The organism is Bacillus sp. TH22, from assembly GCF_016651015.1.
GTDB classification, from domain to species: Bacteria; Bacillota; Bacilli; order Bacillales; family Bacillaceae_G; genus Bacillus_A; species Bacillus_A mycoides.
The window spans coordinates 4,731,971-4,752,946 of record NZ_JAEKER010000001.1 but is presented as its reverse complement, the minus strand read 5'-3'; the positions used below and the strand labels follow the sequence as shown (position 1 = coordinate 4,752,946).

The window sequence follows — 20,976 nt, the reverse complement described above, 5'->3', positions numbered from 1 at the left end:
TTTTTTGTATCAATCTTATAATTATATTAACTATATAAATCTATTCAAAGAACTTTGATTCTTATAATATCAAATATTAAAAAGTCTTATGGGAATTCCACAAGACTTTTAATAGAGTTACATTGTTTCTATGCAATTATGGTGAAAATTAAAGTGACTTATTAGTTCTTATAACTTCTTGATAGAGAATCGGTGACCACTTATCACTAACATAATCTTGAATAACCCAACCAACTCTTTTTGGATCCTCTTGTTTAATATATGCCGCAATTTCGGGATTTATATAAGAGGCATAATAATATGGACTATTCCATGCTGTACCACCAGAAGACAAGCTTGTAAAATTAATATATAGATGATTACAATCTTCACTGTTGTTAATCGTTTCATTTATCGTATCTTTAATAGATTTTACTTTCTCATCATAACTCACTTTATATTTATCTTGTACTGTTACATTTACATTTTGATTTGCAGTTGTCGTAAACGTCTCATTATCTGGCCAATAAAAATTATTATATCCTCCAGATTCATTACTACCACTGTATCTTTTTAGTAGCACAATTTTTCCTCGAGCATCTCCTAGTTTTATATTCCCTTCTGTTTTTAAAAAGATAGGATCAAGAAAATAATTTTTTTCAAACGTACTACTAAATGAATCTTCTGCCCCTTTCATATCCTCATACTCTTTTTTTAAAGACATAATAATCGTTTCACTTGGATTATCTTTTAAAAATTGTTTCGCTTCATTTATAAATTCATGCAATGTTACATAAAGATATAATGGCCCATGATGAAGAACTATCTTATTATCATCTGTTAAACGCCCTCTAATATCAAAAATTCGTGCTCCATGATCCATTTGGTAACGAAAATCATATTCTTGCGTCATTCCCCATACTTGCTTTATCGGATTTTGCAACTTGAACGTTCCACTATCATGTGTTCCTGGAATTGAAATTCGTGCTAACGGTACGTTATCGGGTATAGGTTGCATCCATTTTGACCAGTTTTCAAGCCCATTATCAGCGCTAGCAGCAACTGCTTGCTTATCATTGAAAGCAAATACAAATGTGCTAAGTATAGTACTACATATGAATAATTTCAAAATAAACTTCTTATTGCTCATTTTTATCCCTCTCTTTTTCTGTTTTATATCAAACTTATTGAATATAATATAAGCTACTTAATAAATAATGTTTCATAAATATGGAATATTGCATAGAAGTAAAATTTAAAAACATCCACATATTCTCATCTCAATGCATTAAAAAAATTTAATATCCCTTTTCACTAGATAAATTATAGTAAGCAACAACTCGAACTTCAATGGGCTTTCATATGCAATATTTCATATTTGGGTCCTACATGATATAAATAAAAAACTTATAATGATTATTTGTTCTATACGTGCTAATATACTTATATTAAAATATGAATACATATCTTATATACTCTGAACTACATTACTCAACAGTTAAAACTTAATTTTTTATTGGGAGGATTTACAATGAAATTATTAAAAATAAAACATATAATTCCTTTATCTGCAGTAGCACTTACATTCGTATGTAATCAAAGTACAGCTGAAGCTTCCACCATACATACAGTAAAAAAGAATGATACACTTTGGGGCATCAGTAAGCAATATGGCGTTTCCATACAAGCCATTAAACAAGCGAATAATAAAGGAAACGATCAAGCTTTTATTGGAGAACAGTTACATATTCCAGGATCTATGAAATCAAATGAGGTTACAGTTCATCAAAACGAAAAAACTACGAACACTTCTGGACAAATTATTTACCAAGTACAACCGGGAGATTCATTAGAAACGATAGCAAAGCGCTACAACGTAACCGTTCAATCTATAAAACAAATTAACAACATAGTCGGTAACAAGCTTTATACAGGACAACATTTGAAAATTAATTCCAGTATTTCCAAAAAGGAAAAAAACTTAATGGCACGCTTAGTTACCGCTGAAGCAGGTGGCGAATCATATAAAGGAAAAGTAGCTGTAGCAAAAGTTATCCTGAATCGAGTAAATGCAAAAGGATTTCCAAATACAATAACAGGTGTTATTTATGAACCTATTAAATACGGATATGCATTTACCCCTGTTACAGATGGAAGAATTAATCAGCCTGCAAGCGCTGAAGCAAAAATGGCTGTAGAAGAGGCTATCTCCACAAATGGAATACATTCTGATTGGCTTTATTTCTACAACCCAAAAACATCAACAGACAAATGGATTACGACACGTCAAACAGTAGCTGTAATCGGTAACCATGCCTTCGCTAAATAAAACTATAATTCCCTTCTGATTTATGCACTTAACAACTTTTTCAAATGATTAACAGACCTTTTTACTGAAAAGGTCTGTTCTTTTTATATGTAGGCTTTTATGAATCATATGACAAAGTGATTATTTAAAACTATATCTCCTTTCAAATAAAAACATTTGTATTTCATCCACCACTCAGAGAAATTGAAAAAGTATAAAGTCCAAAAACTTTCTCTTTATTCATGAAAGCTATTTCTTAACTTCATAAAAGTGTTATACACTAGGAAAATAGTAAACAAACTATTCGTTAGCAGGTGAAAAAAAATGTATGATATTACAATTATCGGTGCTGGGGTGAGTAGCATTTTTATGGCTTATACATTAGCCAAAAGCAACAAAAAGGTTTTAATTCTTGATAAAGGTAAACCGTTAGAACATCGAAATTGTCCTTTAGACCAAGGGAAAACATGTAACTGTAATTCATGTGATAAGTATTTCGGTTTTGGTGGTTTAGGAAAATCAGAAGGGAAATTTAATTATACAAACGGATTTGGAGGCGAACTCGAGCAAAAAGTAGGTAAAGAAGGATTTATGCAACTCATGGCGGAAGTAGATGAAATTCTATGTCAGTTTGGTGGAAGTTCAGTTTCAAAATATTCTACAGAAAATCCAACTCTCACTAAGAAGGCTGAGACATGTGGTTTACAAATGCTAACAACAGAAGTAAGGCATCTGGGTACTACACTTTCAAGTAATATTTTTCAGCAGCTCTATGAATTTTTACTTACCAAAATAGATATCCAATTTCATATAGATGTACAAAATATCGTTAAGCAGAAAGACCATTTTAAAATATATACAAATCAAAAAACTGTCCATTCTAAGAAATTAGTATTTGCAACCGGTCGTTCCGGGGCGGATTGGTTAAAAGAAATGTGCACTTCTCAAAATATTTCTCAGGAGCAAACTCGTGTAGATTTAGGTATTAGGGTAGAGATGAAAGAACATCAATTACGTTCTATATTAAAAGATACATTTGAGACGAAACTTTCTTATGAGCATGAACTTTTCACAGCTACTACTTACTGTATGAATCCAAAAGGACGCATTATTCGAAAGTACGAAGACGGCTTGATTATGCCTGACGGTCAAAATTTCCGAGAGCAAGAAACTGGCACTTCTAACTTAAATTTCACTTTATTTATCCCGCGCTATTTTCCAACTCTCAAAGAAGCAAATGTATACGCAAGTTCAATTATTAAAAACATTAACCAAGGACGAGATCGGATTGTTATACAACGTTTAGAGGACTTAATAAAGAAACAACCTACAGCGGAGAACACCATGAAACATAATCGTATACAGCCTACACTACACGGAGATTATGGAGACTTGAATAAAGAAATTCCTCCACTATATATTGAAGGACTCAAAAAATTTTTATTACGTTTAGAACAATTTATCCAAGAACCTATCGATCAAGATACTTTATTATATGGAATTGATGGCAAGTTCTACGCTCCTACAATAAAAATCAATAACCATTTTGAAACAAGTATGAATGGGCTATTTTTAATTGGAGATTGTTCAGGCGTCACTCATTCATTATCTCAAGCAGCTGCAAGTGGCCTGTATGTTGGAAAATACTTGTCTGACATTTAATTGCTATAATTTAGATACCAATCAAACATTTTGAGTTTCACCAGTACTTTACTTATGTAGTAATAGCAGGAATGAAATCCTTCCCGTGCTACTGATTAACCCACAAAGAATCGGGATTTTACATGATACATATTTAATATAACCATGTATGTAAAACTATTGACATTCAATTCTAACAAATTGAATGTCAATAGTTTTACAAGTCTCTATTCATTTTCACTTTTATTTGTTTGATATTTTGTAACATCGCCGTAGTGTTTAATATGTTAGGATGTCTATAAGTATTTTTTACTACAACTATGACTTTTTCTGCTCCGTTTCTAAAAAAATTAGATTTATGTTACTTCGCTTTAAAATTCTCCATTATATGTATATGAATACTTCAAATTATTACCTTTAGAAAAAGATAATCTAAATAGTTCACCACACTCTGATAGTTATAAAAATATAATATATAACATTAGTTAAATAAATTCTATAAAGAAGGTGTAAAAATGAAGAATAATATAAATTTACAACTGCAAAATATAAGCTTTATTATAATAATTGCTTTAGCAGTATGGTTAAAAACATATCTTATTACGCGATTCAGTTTTGATTTAAAAATTGAGTCTTCTACACAAGAACTTATTTTGTTTATTAGCCCTCTCGCTGCATCGTTAGCATTTGTTGGATTAGCATTATTTGCAACCGGTGAAAAGAGAAATTATATAGCGCTATGTATTAATCTCTTATTAACAATCGTACTTGTTGGGAATGTAATGTTCTATGATTTTTATAATGATTTCGTTACGTTACCAGTACTTGGACAAACATCAAACTTCGGCCAATTAGGCGGCAGTATTATAGAAATATTGAACTACAAAATTATACTCGCATTCGTAGACATTATTTTCTTCTTTATTTTATTAAAAAAGAAAGCAATAGTCTTTAAAACAGAACGTGTAACTCATTCTGCACGCTTATTATATTTTCTTTTAACAATTGGTGTATTTTTTGCAAATCTACAGCTTGCAGAAAAAGAACGACCTGAATTATTAACGAGATCCTTCGACCGCGTAATGCTTGTGAAAAATTTAGGACTATACACTCATCAAGTATATGATTTAACACTACAAGTAAAAGCTGGATCCCAAAAGGCACTTGCAGATAGTAGTAAATTACAAGAAACTGAAAACTACGTAAAATCAAACCAAAGTGAACCAAATCCTAATATGTTTGGTGCAGCGAAAGGAAAAAACGTAATTGTCGTTACTCTTGAATCCTTGCAAACCTTTTTAATAGGTGCATCCGTCAATGGTCAAGAAGTTACACCGTTCTTGAATGAATTCATAAATGAAAGCTATTACTTTGATAACTTTTTCCACCAAACTGGTCAAGGAAAAACATCAGATTCTGAATTTCTAATAGATACATCGTTGTATCCATTAAATCGAGGAGCTGTATTTTTCACGCACGGTAACAACGATTATACTGCGACTCCAGAAATTTTACGTCAGCAAGGCTATTTCACTTCTGTATTCCATGCGAATAACGCAACATTTTGGAATCGTAATATTATGTACTCTGCTCTTGGTTATGATCGTTACTATAATGAACTTGATTACAAAATCACGCCAGAAACAAATTTAAATTGGGGATTAAAAGATATCGAATACTTTGATCAATCAGTAGATATATTAAAAACTGTTGATCAACCATTTTACGCTCGTTTCCTTACTTTAACAAACCATTATCCATTTACGTATGATGAAGATACAAAATTCATTGAACCATACAACTCTGGTAATGGCGTATTTGATCGTTACATCGTAACAGCACGTTACTTAGACGAATCAATTAAAAAATTTATTGAGCGTTTAAAAGCCGAGGGAATGTATGATGATTCTATTATTGTGTTATACGGTGATCATTACGGCATTTCTGAAAAACATAATCGCGCAATGGCACAGTTTTTAGAAAAAGATCAAATAACAGAATTTGATACTTTAAATTTACAACGCACACCTATATATATTCATATCCCTGGCCAAACAGAAGGTCAAACTATCTCAAAGCCTACGGGACAAATCGATATGAAACCTACTATTCTAAATTTATTAGGGATTGATACTACTAACGATATCCGTTTTGGCCATGATATGTTTTCAGATGAATATACCGGTTTTGTTGTTTTACGTGATGGTAGCTTTATTACAGACATGTATGCATATACAAATCATACTTTTTATAATCGAGAAACAGGTGAGGTTGTAGATTTACCAAAAAAAGAAGCTCAAGAAATGATTAACCGTGCACAAAATGAATTACGAATGTCTGACAAAATTATTGAAGGCGATTTATTACGTTTCTCAGAAAGTAATAAAATTAAAACTGGAGAAGTAAAAACTAAAATTAAAGAAACTGAAAAGTAATCTATATAAAGAAAGGGAGCAACTCATTACGGTTGCTCCCTTTTCCCTCTTATAACACATGATGCAATTTTATATAAAAAACCTGATATATTTTACTTTTATTCTACGCTTGTTTCTAAAGGTAAATCTGTATAGGAATTATCCTCACCTATATTCAAGATTACTTCACATTGACGTAATCTCAATTCAAAGAGCGTTATAGGATCATGATAAACTTCAGGGTTTGATTTCATTTTATGCAGTTTATCTTGTTTTTCTTTTATTTCTAAATGAGTGTTTTTTACAGCTTGTTCCAACGAGCCAAATGGATTTCTAAAGAACATATTAATATCCCGCTCTTGTGTGTTTTCAAATAGCTCAAACTGCAAGAAAAATTTCTTCATAATAGAAGCCGTTACATCGGTATAATCTTCATTTTCTAAATACTGTTTGTATTTGTTATATAGCATAGCTTTATTTTTAGGAAGAACTCCAAATAATTTACCGGCACTTTTCAGTAAAAATTGTGCTGGCGTAAATCGGCGTAAAATATTTACTTCTTCCATTTGTATTCTAGTTGTCATTCTATCAGTATCTCTGCGCCAGTCATCAATTACTTTAAAGTCACATTCTAACTGTATTCGGTTTTCTCCAAATAAAGAATTAAGTCCTTCACTGGTTTCTGCTAAGTACAATTGACTTTGAAGGAGCTCGTTATTAGAAGTCGCAATCCAATTTTGCATAGAGCGAGCAAGATTAGGTAATACAGTTTGTTCTAGATATTGTTGCACCCTTTCATTCATCGCTGTATTTAGTTCAATATCAATGTGCCCAAAATCACTTTCTTCACTAATTAAATCGGAACAACTCTGCAATAGTTTCGGAATATGTTCTGTAAGATCATTAGTAATTTCGTTTTTCATTGTACGATATGCTTCTGTAATTAAATGAATTTTTTCCTTCTCAAAAGCAGTAAGGTTATTAATACAAGCATTTAGTTTAACTAACATATCTTCATTCCAATTAATAGAATCCACTAGATTATTTTCCCTCTCGACACGTTTATCCAAAAGATATGTAATTGTTTTTCGAATGAAAAACAATAGCTTTTCAGTACGTTCTACATCGATATTTTTATGGTTAAAGTTAAAATGAATAAACTCAGTTAAATCGTTTAGTTGTTTACTATTTGTATATAACGAAGAATAAGGGAAAACTCTTGCATTAGGGAAATATGTATTTATTCTCACTTGCGTATCTTGTATAACTCTTTTTGCTTCTGCTTCATTGTAAATGTTATCGATTTTATTTAATAAGAAATGAACTTGTAGATTTGGTGTATGTTCTTGGATACTTAATAGAATGTCACGTTCTTTGTCAGTAAAAGGTGAATCCGTATTCAATACGAATAATAATTCATCTACAGAGTTTAAATATTCAAATACCTCATCTCTCGCGTCATTGTTCCTATTAAAGCTAGGTGTAACAACGAATGTAAGTTTATTTTTACTTAAAAACCTGCATGGTAATTTAAATTCAACACACGCTCTATCTCTATATGTTTGACGATGCACTGCCATCATGTTATGGAAATCAGAGAAATTCTCAGTTGTTGTAATTTCCGAATCTGTTATAGCGTTAATTTCTGTATAAGCGTCATTTTTAAAAACAACTACATTTGAGATTGAGTTTTCTAATATATTTTCTCCTAAAATAGAGTTAATAAATGAAGCTTTTCCGTTCCCTGAAGTTCCAGTTACTAATAGGCGATTTGTTCTTAAATCTGCAAGCTCACCAACTAACCAGCTAAATCGGTTACCCATTTCTAAATCATGTTCTTGTGCCCAGTGTGTAATAGATTCAAAAAGATGTAAACTATACTCTAAGCCATTCACATGATTAATAGAATATGACAGTAGGTCTTCTGCATCTTTTATATCCGCTGAATCTATTTTAGAAGGAAAAATCTCATCCCATGCCAATACTGCTGCAGATGGAAATACAGCATGAGAGGGATTAACTACCTTTAACCAATTTGTTAACAGGTTTGGAATGATATCGTGTAATTGTCTAAGCATATATTGACCTTGAATTAATTCAAAGTATGTTTCTTCGTAAAGAGAAGAAATTTCGTCCCATATATCGGACGAATGTATTTCGATATGTATGAAAAATTCATTTATTGTGTTGAGCCATAATAAGTAATTTTGTTCATCTTTATAGCTGTGCCAAAGTGATGAAACAATTTGCGTAAATTGTACTTGATCTACATTATTTAATGTAACTAATACTTTATAAAAATAGTCTGGTGAAATATTTTTAGTAAATCCTTTATCGATATATTCTTTTAGAACCTCAAACCACGGATAAGATTCTGTTCGAATTAACTCGTTCACAGCAAGCTCTACTGCACTATCAAAATCTTGCTGTTCTTCATAAAAGGAACGGGCAATTGTTGTGACGTTTGGATAATCGGGATTTAAAGAAACCGCTTCTTTTATAACAGCGAAAGCTGAATCAAAATTATTTTGCTCGATGTAAAGAGACAGTAATTGCAGTACAATTTCAGTCATAAGTATTTTATTATCAGTAGTAATGGAAGTATACACGTTTTCAGCAACTGATAATTGGTTAAGTTCGAAGTAAGCATCCGCAATATTTTTTTGTGCCCATGGCGCTAATTCATTACTAACTTTCTCCCATTTAAAAATAGCTGCTTCAAAATCTTGATGGTGATAATAAAATTCACCTTGTGCAAAACGAATATAAGATCCATCAGAAATCTCATTTTTTTCTTCGTTTACATAAGCTTCTCCAAGTACTTGAAGAGGTGGATGTGTTTCATTCTCCATTAGGAATGTTTCATAATACATCTTTTTTATTAATTGTTTTTCTAATCTCATCTTTTCCCCCACTATATCTCAAAATACATTTTTTGAGATATGTCAATACTTTTTTGTATGTATGCTTTTTATCTTAACAAAGAATTCCTTTTGAAAAATTTCATTTTCCTTTCATTTTTCAAGTAAGATTGAATTTTTATGAGAAAAGTTTCAGTTTTTTTGCAATTCCCTTTCAGTTGTGAAACAACATTAAATGTTCCTAATAGCTTAATACGACTATAATACCCTACATCAAATTATTAGGAACACCGAATATAAAGTACATTATAAAAACAATCTATACTGAATATATATCCATAGTTTACTTCGCTGATAAATAAAATAACCCACCAAATAATGGTTGTTAGATGAACCAAGATACTACATCACAATAACTTAAAAACAGTACTATTAGTTAGCAGCTATCAATACAATATCTTTCTCAAATTGTTTTTCTTTAAAATATTTCAGTATTTATGTAATTAAATTCCATTAACCTATATAAATAACTAGTCCAAAAAAATATATATGCATATCATGTTATAGTAAAGAATTTAGGAAATCCTAAAAAGGAGGCATTTTCATGTTTGAAGATAAATCTAAAATAAATTACCCATATGAATTTACAGAAACTACAACAGTTCCTCTAGAGAACCCCATTGATAAAAAATTCAAGAACGGCACAGATACACATAATTTCCCAATTAAGAAACACTACAAAGAACAGGTGCTATATACTGAAAAAATTAATAATAAAAATAAAAATAAATAATTGTATAGATCCTTATAACAATTAACCAAATAAAAATCAATATTTGGCCATGCATAGTTACGTTTTTAACAATGTGTAAATCTTCATTATACAATTCACGCACCTTTTAAAAAGTGCTGATATACAGCGCTTTTTTATACATAGATAAATTAAAGCTGTCTTATCCTAGAAATAAACTACCTTACAACCTTAAGTATGATTGCTCAAATTTGAATAAACTGTAAAATCACTCCACCCTATTCTCGTTTAACAATTAATTTTACATATTAAAAGGGAGCAACATTAATATGTTGCTCCCCTCTTACATCTAATTTTATTATCCCTACATAACCCTCTTAAACATCTTCTCCAACTCATACGTAGAATGATGCACAAGAATCGGTCTTCCGTGCGGGCATGTATATGGATTTGTTGTTGTACGCAGCTCTTCGAGTAAAGCAAATATTTGATCGTTCGTTAAATACTGATTTGCTTTAATCGACGCTTTACAGCTCATCATGATGGCAGCTTCTTCTCGTAGTTTTTTAATATCAACTTTTTTTAGTTTAACAACTTGCTCCATCATTTCGTCGATAATTTCTGTTTCCTGTCCTTTCGGGAACCACGTTGGATGCGAGCGGACGATAAAGGATTGATGGCCGAATTGCTCTAAAAATAGACCAACTTTTTTCAGTTCTTCTAGCTGCTCTTCAACACGTAAAAATTCAGTAAGAGATAAATCAATACGGTACGGTACAAGTAGTTCTTGTACTTCTTGCGTTACTCTTCCTACTTTATCACGGAAATATTCATAGTTGATACGTTCCTGCGCTGCATGCTGATCAATCATATATAATCCATTATCATTTTGAGCGAAAATATATGTTCCATGCATTTGTCCAATTGGATAAAGCGGTGGTAAGTCATTACCGTTCATTTCAATCTCTTTTATTTCTCCGACTTCTTCTTCCAATTCCTCTAATTCAAAGTCGTCATCGTTACTGTTCCACGATTTCTCTTCTCGGATCGGTTCTTCGATTATCGGTTTAGAGGGTGGCTGCCAGCTTTGCTCTTCTCTTACTAGTGACTGTGGTGGTTGCCATTCTTGCTTCGGCGGTTGCCACAGTTGTGCTGGTTGTTTTACAGTCGTTGTTTCTTCTTGTTTCTCATCCATTCCTGTTGGTAAAACGATGTTAGGCATAGATGATTCTCTCGGTTTTGTATGCTCAAACTTGAACTGTTCTTGCACACTTTCATCTTTTTCTTTTTTCTTCGTTGTTACACCAGCATCTGGAATGAGTTGTATTTTTTTGAATGCAGCTTGCAATGTTTCTTCGATAAGCTTTAGCAATTCTTGTTCTTTACTAAAACGTACTTCTAATTTTGCTGGATGTACGTTGACATCAACAAGCATTGGATCCATTTCAATTGATAAGAAGCCGATTGGGTATCGTCCGATTGGCAATAACGTATGATATCCTTGCTGAATGGCTTTCATTAATACGAAATTTCGAACGTAACGGCCATTTACAATCGTTGACATATAGTTACGCGACGCTCTCGTTACTTCTGGTAATGTTACATATCCTTTAATTGTAAAGTCTAGAGATTCAGCTTCAATCGGAATAAGCTTCTTCGCAACTTGAATGCTGTAAATCGATGCAAGTACTTGTCTTACATCACCGTTTCCTGATGTATGAAGCAATTTCTTTTCATTATGAAACAGTTTTAACGATACTTCTGGATGAGACATTGCAATACGATACACGATATCTGTAATGTTCCCAAGCTCTGTATGAATAGTTTTCATATATTTAAGACGCGCTGGTGTATTAAAGAATAAGTTTTGTACTGTAATATCTGTTCCTTTTCGGCTTGCCGTTTTCTCTTGTTTTATAATGTCTCCACCTTTAATACTAAGGTGTGTACCAGGCGCATCACCTGTGCTCGTAATTAATTCTAATTCACTCACTGAGGCAATACTCGGCAGGGCCTCTCCGCGGAAACCGAGCGTTCTTATACGAAATAAATCATTTTCATCTTTAATTTTACTCGTTGCGTGTCGTTCAAATGCAACGATACAATCTTCTTCAGCAATACCATCTCCATTATCGATGATGCGAATCTTCGATAATCCAGCTTCTTCTAAGTGGATTTCAATAGATGTACTATTCGCATCGATGGAATTTTCCACGAGTTCTTTTACAACTGAGGCAGGGCGCTCTACTACTTCCCCTGCCGCAATTAAGTTAGAGAGTTGATCATCGAGTTTGCGAATTTTCCCCATCTACTTACTCATCCTTTCTTTAACTTTTTCTGTAAACGATACAGCTCATTCATCGCTTCTAAAGGCGTCATATCGAGTAAATCAATCTTTTTAATTTGTGCAAGTACTGCCGTTTCTTTTGGATTTAGCACAGGCTTGTCTTGATTTTTCGAAGACTGTTCTCCTCCAAAGAAAGATAGTTGTGAATCTTCTTCAGTCTCTTCTTTCTTTTCTTGTATTTCTGCCGGTTCTTCTTTTACAACAACTGGTTTTGGAGCGACTTCTGGTACTTTCACTTCTACTCGTTTCGGAATAACAATTTCTTCCTGTCCTTCTAGTTGTGCTAACACTTCTTTCGCGCGAGCGATTAAGCTCTCTGGAAGCTCGGCAAGTTGAGCAACGTGAATTCCGTAACTTTTATCAGCCGCTCCATCTTGAATTTTATGAAGGAAAACTACTTTTCCATTCTCTTCAATTGCTGAAACATGTACATTCTTTAGTTGGTCTAAACTTTCTTCTAACACTGTTAATTCATGATAATGTGTAGAGAATAATGTTTTCGCACCAATTTGGTCATGAATATGTTCAATGATTGCTTGCGCAAGTGCCATACCATCATACGTAGATGTACCGCGTCCAATTTCATCGAATAAAATTAAACTTCTCTCTGATGCATTTGCAATTGCATTTTTCGCTTCTAACATTTCAACCATAAATGTACTTTGACCTGAGATTAAATCATCCGCTGCACCAATTCTCGTAAAGATTTGATCGAAGACAGGTAATACTGCTTCTGTCGCTGGTACAAAACAACCAATTTGTGACATAACAGTAACAAGTGCTAATTGTCTCATATACGTACTTTTACCAGACATGTTCGGTCCTGTAATTAAAAAGACATCCATCTTCTCCGGCATAATACAATCATTCGGTACATACAATTTCCCGTTCAATACTTTTTCAACGACAGGATGACGACCATCTTTAATAAAGATTTCGCGCTTATTTGTTAAAACAGGTTTTACAAACTGCTCTTCTTCACTAACTGTGGCAAAGCTTTGCAGTACGTCTAGTTCACTAATTACTTTCGCTAAATGCTGTAATTTCGGAATGAATACTTTTACTTCTTCGCGAAGTGCTGTAAATAAATCGTATTCTAATTGTACAATTTTCTCTTCTGCTTCTAAGATTAATGTTTCTTTTTCTTTTAGCTCATCTGTTATGAAACGCTCTGCATTTGCAAGTGTTTGTTTACGCTCATAGCGCCCTTCTGGAAGTGCTGCAAGATTAGCCTTCGTCACTTCAATATAGTAGCCGAAAATACGGTTGTACCCAATTTTTAATGATTTAACCCCTGTAATATCACGCTCTCGTTTTTCAAGCTCAGCAATCCACGTTTTTCCGTTTTTACTAACGTAACGATATTGATCAAGCTTATCATTATAGCCATCTTTAATAATATCTCCATCTTTAATAGAAAGCGGTGGGTTTTCTTGAATACTTCTTCCTAGTAATTCAGTTAAGCTCTCACATGGATCTGCACCTTGAATTAACCTTGCTGCATAAGCATTATCTAACAGACTAATCGCTTCTAAAATAGCTGGTACTTGCAGTAAAGAACGTCTTAATTGTAATAAGTCCCGTGCATTTACATTACCAAATGCAACTTTCCCTGCTAAACGCTCTAAATCATATACTTCTTTTAACTTTTCTTTTAAATCTTCACGTAAGAAGTAATCATTTACAAACGTTTCAACCATTTCTAAACGCTCTTCAACTTTTTCTTTCTGGATAAGTGGACGTTCCATCCACTGTTTTAACATACGCCCACCCATAGCCGTTTTTGTTTTGTCTAATAGCCATAATAATGAGCCTGTCTTTTCCTTCGTGCGAAGAGTCTCTGTTAACTCTAAATTGCGTTTTGAATGCACATCAATTTTCATAAATTGATTCGTGTAATAAATTTCTACTGGTTGCAAGTGATCTAACGAACGTTTTTGTGTTCTTATCACATAGTTAAATAAGCGTCCAATTGCCTTAATTAATTTTGCTTGGGAAACACTTTTCACAAGATGTTCTAATCCTTCTGGAATAGTTGTTGTATCTTCATACGAAATCGTCATTTTTAATGTTTCAGTTAACTTATTTAATTCATCTTTTGAAAATGTAGAATCTACAACAATTTCTTTTGAACCAGTCGCATACACTTCTAATAAAATATCTTCTACTGAACCAGTTAATAACGTCACTGTATTTTGTCCAGTCGTTAAGTCATTACAAGCTAGCGCATAAGATCCATCTTCGAAATGTGTTAATGCTGCTAAGAAGTTATTCTCCTTCTCGTCTATTGTACGCCCTTCCATCATCGTTCCTGGCGTAATTAGTTGTACTACTTCACGACGTACTACACCTTTAGCTGTTTTTGGGTCTTCCACTTGCTCACAAACAGCTACTTTATATCCTTTTTCAACAAGTTGTTCAATATAATTTTTAGCTGCATGATGCGGTACACCACACATCGGTATACGTTCACTACTACCACCATCTCGGCTCGTTAATGTAATTTCAAGTTCATGAGCTGCTTTAACCGCATCTTCAAAGAACATTTCATAAAAATCACCTAATCGGAAAAATAAAAAGGCATCTTGATAGTCTGCCTTAACCTTTAAGTATTGCTGTATCATAGGCGTATATTGCGTCATGTCTTTCCTCCATAATTCTTACATAATAATCTATATTCATATATGTCACACTTCACGGACATCCATATCTCCTATTCCAGGAGTCTTTCCTCATTATAGCACATTTCATAAGGAATCATGTTGATGCAGAACCACTTATGTACTGTAAAAAGCTAGGAAGAACTTCTCCCTAGCTTTCTCTTACTCTTCTTCTGCATCGACGATAAAGTTCGGATCTAATTCTTCAAACTCATCATCATCGACTTGGAAATCCTCGTCTGATTCTACGCAACCTTCAGGATTTACACTTACACAAATTTTCGTTTCCCCAACTACTTCTGTTACAAATTCACGTTCTACCGTCACAACAATTTTATTACCATTTGGCGATACAAGAGCTTCTAAACAATTTGGCGGCTGAATTACACGAGCGATAATTTCTAAATCGTCACCAGAGAAGTTTTTATCACGATACCCAATACTTACTTCATCATTGTAGTTAACACGTTCTGTTACAACTTCAGTCTTTGTGTTTCCATCAAATGAATACCAAGTGTTTACATCATAGAAACCTTCAATTTCCACATGTTTTCCATTCTTTCTCGCTTCGTACGAATGGTTAATTACCCAGCACCCTAAAATACTTGTTGGCTCATTATTCGATTCACATGTATGCGTTGACTTTGTATACTTACGTCCTTTTCCAACCACTGCTTTTGTAATAATCTCTCTAAATTCGGACATTCGTAACCCTCCTCAATCACTATTCACTTAATCATATGCGTGACAATAGCGGAATGTGTCATTCTTTTTTTTGAGAAGAATTTCCGATATAACCCACTAAAAAAAAGAGATGTCAATAAGACATCTCTTTAACAACCACAATTTCCTTTTTTACTTTCTACTGCTGCACCAGTTTCACCCTTCAACACATCGCCGCCAGTTGAAACTAATATTTCATCTGTTACATTGTTAGAAATGGTACTAGCAACTAGCTGTAGTAAGTCATTTACATACGTTTGTGAAGATTTAAACTCCTGTACAACTGGGATATTATCTAACTTATCTTGAAGTGCATCAATTTCAGCTTCTACTTTTTTCAAAGCTTCCCATTTCCCATAATGTTGCAAGTTTACTGCTTGTTTTTGCAAAGCTTTTATTTCATCAATTGCTCGCTTTACATTTTCATTTTTATGAATTTGTGCTTCTGCTCGCTTAAAGAAATCGACTTCTTCTGTTTCAGAGATCATTTTCGCTAATTCTTTCGCTTGCTCAACAATTTCATCTTTCGTATATACTTTCATCTATTATTTCACCTCAATCGGCTCCTTAACCAATTCCCCGTTAAGAGACCAAGTTTTTGCTTCCGTTATTTTTACTTTCACAAGCTGACCAATTAAAGATTTTGAAGCAACAAAGTTTACAAGTTTATTCGTACGTGTATATCCCGCAAGTACTTCAGGATTATTCTTACTTTCTCCCTCAACTAATACTTCTACAATTTGACCTATATAACGCTTATTCTTATTAACTGCATATTCATTCACTAGTGTATTTAAGCGTTGTAATCGCTCTTTCTTCACTTCCATCGGAACATTATCCTGCATTTTTGCAGCTGGTGTACCTTCACGCGGAGAATAAATAAATGTAAATGCCGTATCAAATCCTACTTCACGATATAACGACATCGTCTCTTCAAACTGCTCATCCGTTTCATTAGGGAAACCAACGATAATATCAGTCGTTAGCACTGCATTCGGAATTGTTTCTTTAATTTTTCGTACAAGCTCTAAATAGTGTTCTCGCGAATATTTACGCGCCATAATTTTAAGCATATCTGTACTACCAGATTGAACCGGTAAGTGGATATGTTCTACTAGGTTACCACCTTTTCCAAGAACATCAATTAAATGATTGTCAAAATCACGTGGATGGCTTGTTGTAAAACGAATACGCGCTATATCGATTTTACGAAGTTCATCCATTAAATCGCCAAGACCATATTGTATATCTTCAAAGTCTTTACCGTATGCGTTTACGTTTTGTCCAAGTAACGTAATTTCTTTATAACCGTTCGCAGCTAAATGGCGAATTTCTTTAATAATATCTTCTGGACGTCTGCTGCGCTCTTTTCCGCGTGTATACGGTACAATACAATATGTACAAAACTTATCACAGCCATACATAATATTTACCCAAGCTTTAATATCACCACGACGTACTTTCGGAAGGTTTTCAATTACATCCCCTTCTTTTGACCAAACTTCAACTACCGTCTCTTTTGAGAACATTGCGTCCTTTAGAATATACGGTAATCTATGAATATTGTGTGTACCAAACACCATATCTACATGCTGATTTTTTTGCATAATTTTATTTACAACAGATTCCTCTTGAGACATACAACCACATACACCAATTATAAGATCCGGATTTCTTCGCTTTAATGATTTTAAATGACCAAGTTCACCGAACACTTTATTTTCAGCATTTTCACGAATTGCACAAGTATTTAATAAAATCACATCTGCCTCTTCAGTTGAAAAGGTTGGCTCATATCCAAGTGTTGTAAAAATCCCAGCCATTACTTCTGTATCATGCTCATTCATTTGACAGCCATATGTACGAATGTAAAACTTTCTTCCTGCGCCAAAATCGCGAAACTCTTTAGGTAGGCCAAAATCTCTTTCAATTTTAACTTCTTCTTTCCCACGCTTTTTCGCCAATTTCAAGGAAGGTGGTTGGTATACACTTTCAAAGTATTTACTATAATCTTTCTCTTCTTTTTTCGTAGAGGAATTTGCTTGTCGACTTGCTAATCGTTGTTGCTCGTTCATCGGTAATCTCCTTTCACCCTTAACTATACACACACTCTGTAGTCCATTTTAATGCGCTTAGACCCATCTCAATGATGTTAGATAGCATGAGAGATAACTTGCCCTTTGAAACTTGAGTAATCGATCTAATCATCCGTAAGAATGAAGTCTTCCCCACACAAATAGACATTCCCTTTTTTTTATTTCATCTTGTCCTACCCAAAAGTATATTGCTTTATCCCTATACACATTATCATAGTATAGGGCCTTTAGCCAACTTTAACGAAGAAGGCTTCTTATCCTATATTTCATTTCACAGTTATTGAACATGCTATTTTTATACAACGATTTATATATTATTTTATCATTCTGAATTTTCTAAGTAAACAAATCTATTAATTATTTTTATTCACTCAAAAAGAAGGTTACCAAGCGGCAACCTTCTCTCCGATTATTACATAAATTCAGCAACAAGCTCATCAAACATTTTCTGATCCATATTCAAATCAGCTTGCACTAAAGGTTTTTCACTATAGTCTTTTACAAGCTCTTGGTAAGAAGGCTGCTTTGTGTTTTGATAAATTAAACCTGTTACTAACCCGTTCTTTTCCATTAATGTTTGCATAGCCATCATGCGGTTAGATGGATCATATCCTTCTACTGTACTTAGTTTCGTTAAATTCTCTTTAAACCAATCATAAGTATTTACTTTATTATAAGTAACACATGGACTAAATACATTAATTAATGAAAAGCCTTTATGGTTAATACCAGCTTCAATAATTTGCGTTAATTCTTTTAAATCACTTGAAAAGCTTTGCGCCACAAATGTCGCACCAGCTGTTAAAGCCATTTCCATAACATTTAGTGATGGTTCAATTGAACCTTGTGGTGTACTTTTCGTTTTAAATCCAGCTTCACTACGTGGTGAAGTTTGACCTTTTGTTAATCCGTAAATTTGGTTATCCATTACGATGTACGTAATATCAATGTTACGACGAATAGAATGGATTGTATGTCCCATACCAATCGCAAAACCATCACCGTCACCACCGGATGCAATAACTGTTAAATCACGATTTGCCATTTTCACACCTTGTGCAATCGGAAGAGCACGTCCGTGAATACTATGCAAACCATATGAATTAATATACCCTGAAATACGACCGGAACAGCCGATACCAGAAATAACAGCTAGCTCATCTGGATTTAAACCAACGTTAGCTGCCGCACGCTGAATCGCAGCCTGCACCGAGAAGTCTCCGCAACCTGGGCACCAGTTTGGTTTTACACTGTTACGAAAGTCCTTAAATGTTGCCATTTAATACAACCCCTTTTTTACATTCGTTGTAAATCTCTTTCGGCAAGAATGGATTTCCATCGTATTTTAAAAGACTAGAAATTTTCTCGCCATTGCCAAGATTCATTTTCATAATGTTAGCAAGCTGACCAGTTGCATTGTTTTCTACTACTACAACACGCTTCGCTTTTTTCACAAGTGGATCGATTTCAGCTGTTGGGAACGGATGAATTAAACGTACATGGGCATGGTTTACTTTCATTCCTTCTTGTTCTAAACGCTGCATTGCCTCTTCGATCGCACCACGAGTTGAGTTAAAGCCTACTAACAATACGTCTGCGTCATCATGCTTAGCATTTTTGTAAATAGGGGTATTAAACTGTAAATTCGCCATTTTACGGAAACGTTTGTCCATTTGATCTTTACGATTTAACGCTGATTCAGATGGTTTACCCGTTTCATCATGTTCTACACCTGTAACATGGTGAATACCATTTTTCATACCAGGTAAAACACGTGGTGAAATCCCATCTTCTGTTACTTCATAACGCTTGAAGTATGCTTTATTTTCACGTTCTGGTAATTCTACTTCTAAATCAAGCTTACCACGACGAATTTCCACTTTATCTAACTTAAGTGGTTCTACTGTTTGCTTTCCTAAAGAAAGCTGTAAATCTGTTAAGAAAATAACAGGCACTTGATATTCTTCTGCTAAGTTAAACGCTTCTACAATATCATAGAAAGCTTCTTCAACTGTACTTGGCGCCATTACGATTTTTGGAATTTCACCATGCGTTCCGTAAATCATAGCCATTAAGTCAGACTGCTCTTGTTTTGTTGGTAAGCCCGTACTTGGGCCACCGCGTTGTGTATCAATGATAACTAGCGGTGTTTCAGTAATACCTGCTAAACCAATTGCTTCCATCATTAAAGAAAGACCAGGACCAGCAGATGCTGTTAATGTACGAACACCAGCGTAGTTTGCACCGATCGCCATTGTACAAGCTGCGATTTCATCCTCAGTTTGGATTACTGTTCCGCCGACTTTTGGTAACTTTTTAATTAAATATTCCATAATTTCAGATGCAGGTGTGATTGGATATGCAGACATAAAGCGAGCGCCACCAGCTACCGCACCAAATGCGATTGCGTCGTTTCCAATCATAAACATGCGTTTCTGACCGTCAGCTTTTTCAAGCTGCATCATGTTTACTTTCTCACCAAGCAATTCTTTCATGTATTGAGAGCCACGTTTAATTGCTTCCATATTCTTTTGAACGACTTGCTCTCCTTTACGACCAAAGATTTCTTCAACAACCTCTAAATAAGCTGTTTCGTCTAATCCTAATACCGCACTAGATGCCCCAACAGCAACCATGTTTTTCATTAAAGATGTGCCTAATTCTGAAGCGATATCCGTAAACGGTATCACATATAGATTTACATCTGTATTATCAGGTATTGTCGGATTAAATTTCGCATCTGCAACTACAATTCCGCCCGGACGTAGTTCGTGGAAGTTAAAATCAATTGTTTCTTGATCAAAAGCAATTAAAATATCTAAATCATCTGAGATCGCACGTACTTCTGTTGTACTTACGCGAATTTTATTATTTGTATGGCCGCCTTTAATACGTGATGAGAAGTGGCGGTAACCGTATAGGTAATATCCTAATCGGTTTAATGCAATACAGAAGATTTCTCCTGTACTTTCAATTCCTTCACCTTGTTGGCCTCCAACTTTCCATGAAAGTTGACTAATCATCTCCTACACCCCTTTTGGCTGCATTCATTGTAGTGTATTTTTTTACAGTAATAGTTTAGCATTTTTTATGCAAATAAACTACAATGGACGCAAATTATGCCTCTTCTGATTTCCCTTAATCTTTAGTATAATGCTATTTCGTTTACCATTCTAGTATTAGGTCTTAAAAAAAT

At 33.9% G+C, this 20,976-nt stretch carries 13 protein-coding genes; 4 read left to right on the top strand and 9 right to left on the bottom strand.

All coding sequences use genetic code 11. The features are described from left to right. Window positions 1-148: 148 nt before the first annotated feature. Window positions 149-1,129 (bottom strand): phosphatidylinositol-specific phospholipase C, encoded by a 981-nt coding sequence (locus tag JFU18_RS24280; protein ID WP_201034243.1) that lies wholly within the window; start codon window positions 1,127-1,129, stop codon window positions 149-151. Between the two features lie 381 nt (window positions 1,130-1,510). Between JFU18_RS24280 and JFU18_RS24275 the strand changes: the two genes are divergently transcribed. The 3 genes from JFU18_RS24275 (at window position 1,511) to JFU18_RS24265 (ending at window position 6,363) form a co-directional block, all read left to right on the top strand. Beyond that, window positions 1,511-2,308: a LysM peptidoglycan-binding domain-containing protein gene (locus tag JFU18_RS24275; protein WP_201034244.1), complete on the top strand. Its 798-nt coding sequence runs from the start codon at window positions 1,511-1,513 to the stop codon at window positions 2,306-2,308. Window positions 2,309-2,611: 303 nt separating this feature from the next. After that, complete coding sequence (locus tag JFU18_RS24270) at window positions 2,612-3,949, top strand: NAD(P)-binding protein (RefSeq protein WP_201031661.1); 1,338 nt, start codon at window positions 2,612-2,614, stop codon at window positions 3,947-3,949. Window positions 3,950-4,443: 494 nt separating this feature from the next. Continuing rightward, the gene (locus JFU18_RS24265; RefSeq protein ID WP_201034245.1) at window positions 4,444-6,363 is read left to right on the top strand and encodes an LTA synthase family protein; all 1,920 of its coding nucleotides are present in this window, start codon (window positions 4,444-4,446) and stop codon (window positions 6,361-6,363) included. A 98-nt stretch (window positions 6,364-6,461) separates the two neighbouring features. On the opposite strand, the gene JFU18_RS24260 is transcribed toward JFU18_RS24265, so the two are convergent. After that, window positions 6,462-9,245: a dynamin family protein gene (locus JFU18_RS24260; RefSeq protein WP_201034246.1), complete on the bottom strand. Its 2,784-nt coding sequence runs from the start codon at window positions 9,243-9,245 to the stop codon at window positions 6,462-6,464. 562 nt (window positions 9,246-9,807) lie between these two features. Between JFU18_RS24260 and JFU18_RS24255 the strand changes: the two genes are divergently transcribed. After that, window positions 9,808-9,996, top strand: coding sequence for a hypothetical protein (locus JFU18_RS24255; protein ID WP_085312208.1), 189 nt, complete (start codon window positions 9,808-9,810; stop codon window positions 9,994-9,996). 322 nt (window positions 9,997-10,318) lie between these two features. Here JFU18_RS24255 and mutL read toward each other — a convergent pair whose 3' ends face one another. The 7 genes from mutL to JFU18_RS24220 form a co-directional block, all read right to left on the bottom strand. Further along, on the bottom strand, window positions 10,319-12,262 hold the full coding sequence (gene mutL / locus JFU18_RS24250) for a DNA mismatch repair endonuclease MutL (protein ID WP_201034247.1): 1,944 nt from the start codon (window positions 12,260-12,262) through the stop codon (window positions 10,319-10,321). 8 nt (window positions 12,263-12,270) lie between these two features. Further along, window positions 12,271-14,943, bottom strand: a complete 2,673-nt coding sequence (gene mutS, locus JFU18_RS24245; protein ID WP_201034248.1) for a DNA mismatch repair protein MutS — start codon at window positions 14,941-14,943, stop codon at window positions 12,271-12,273. Window positions 14,944-15,123: 180 nt separating this feature from the next. Then, a complete protein-coding gene (gene cotE, locus JFU18_RS24240) occupies window positions 15,124-15,666 on the bottom strand; it encodes an outer spore coat protein CotE (protein ID WP_002014610.1) in 543 nt (180 codons plus the stop codon). 128 nt (window positions 15,667-15,794) lie between these two features. Next, window positions 15,795-16,226 (bottom strand): YlbF/YmcA family competence regulator, encoded by a 432-nt coding sequence (locus tag JFU18_RS24235; protein ID WP_002033698.1) that lies wholly within the window; start codon window positions 16,224-16,226, stop codon window positions 15,795-15,797. 3 nt (window positions 16,227-16,229) lie between these two features. Then, window positions 16,230-17,759, bottom strand: a complete 1,530-nt coding sequence (miaB, locus tag JFU18_RS24230; RefSeq protein WP_033731185.1) for a tRNA (N6-isopentenyl adenosine(37)-C2)-methylthiotransferase MiaB — start codon at window positions 17,757-17,759, stop codon at window positions 16,230-16,232. 433 nt (window positions 17,760-18,192) lie between these two features. Next, window positions 18,193-19,059 (bottom strand): 2-oxoacid:ferredoxin oxidoreductase subunit beta, encoded by an 867-nt coding sequence (locus JFU18_RS24225; RefSeq protein ID WP_002088040.1) that lies wholly within the window; start codon window positions 19,057-19,059, stop codon window positions 18,193-18,195. Continuing rightward, on the bottom strand, window positions 19,046-20,803 hold the full coding sequence (locus JFU18_RS24220; protein WP_016092174.1) for a 2-oxoacid:acceptor oxidoreductase subunit alpha: 1,758 nt from the start codon (window positions 20,801-20,803) through the stop codon (window positions 19,046-19,048). The genes JFU18_RS24225 and JFU18_RS24220 overlap by 14 nt, the downstream gene beginning before the upstream one ends. Window positions 20,804-20,976 lie beyond the last annotated feature (173 nt).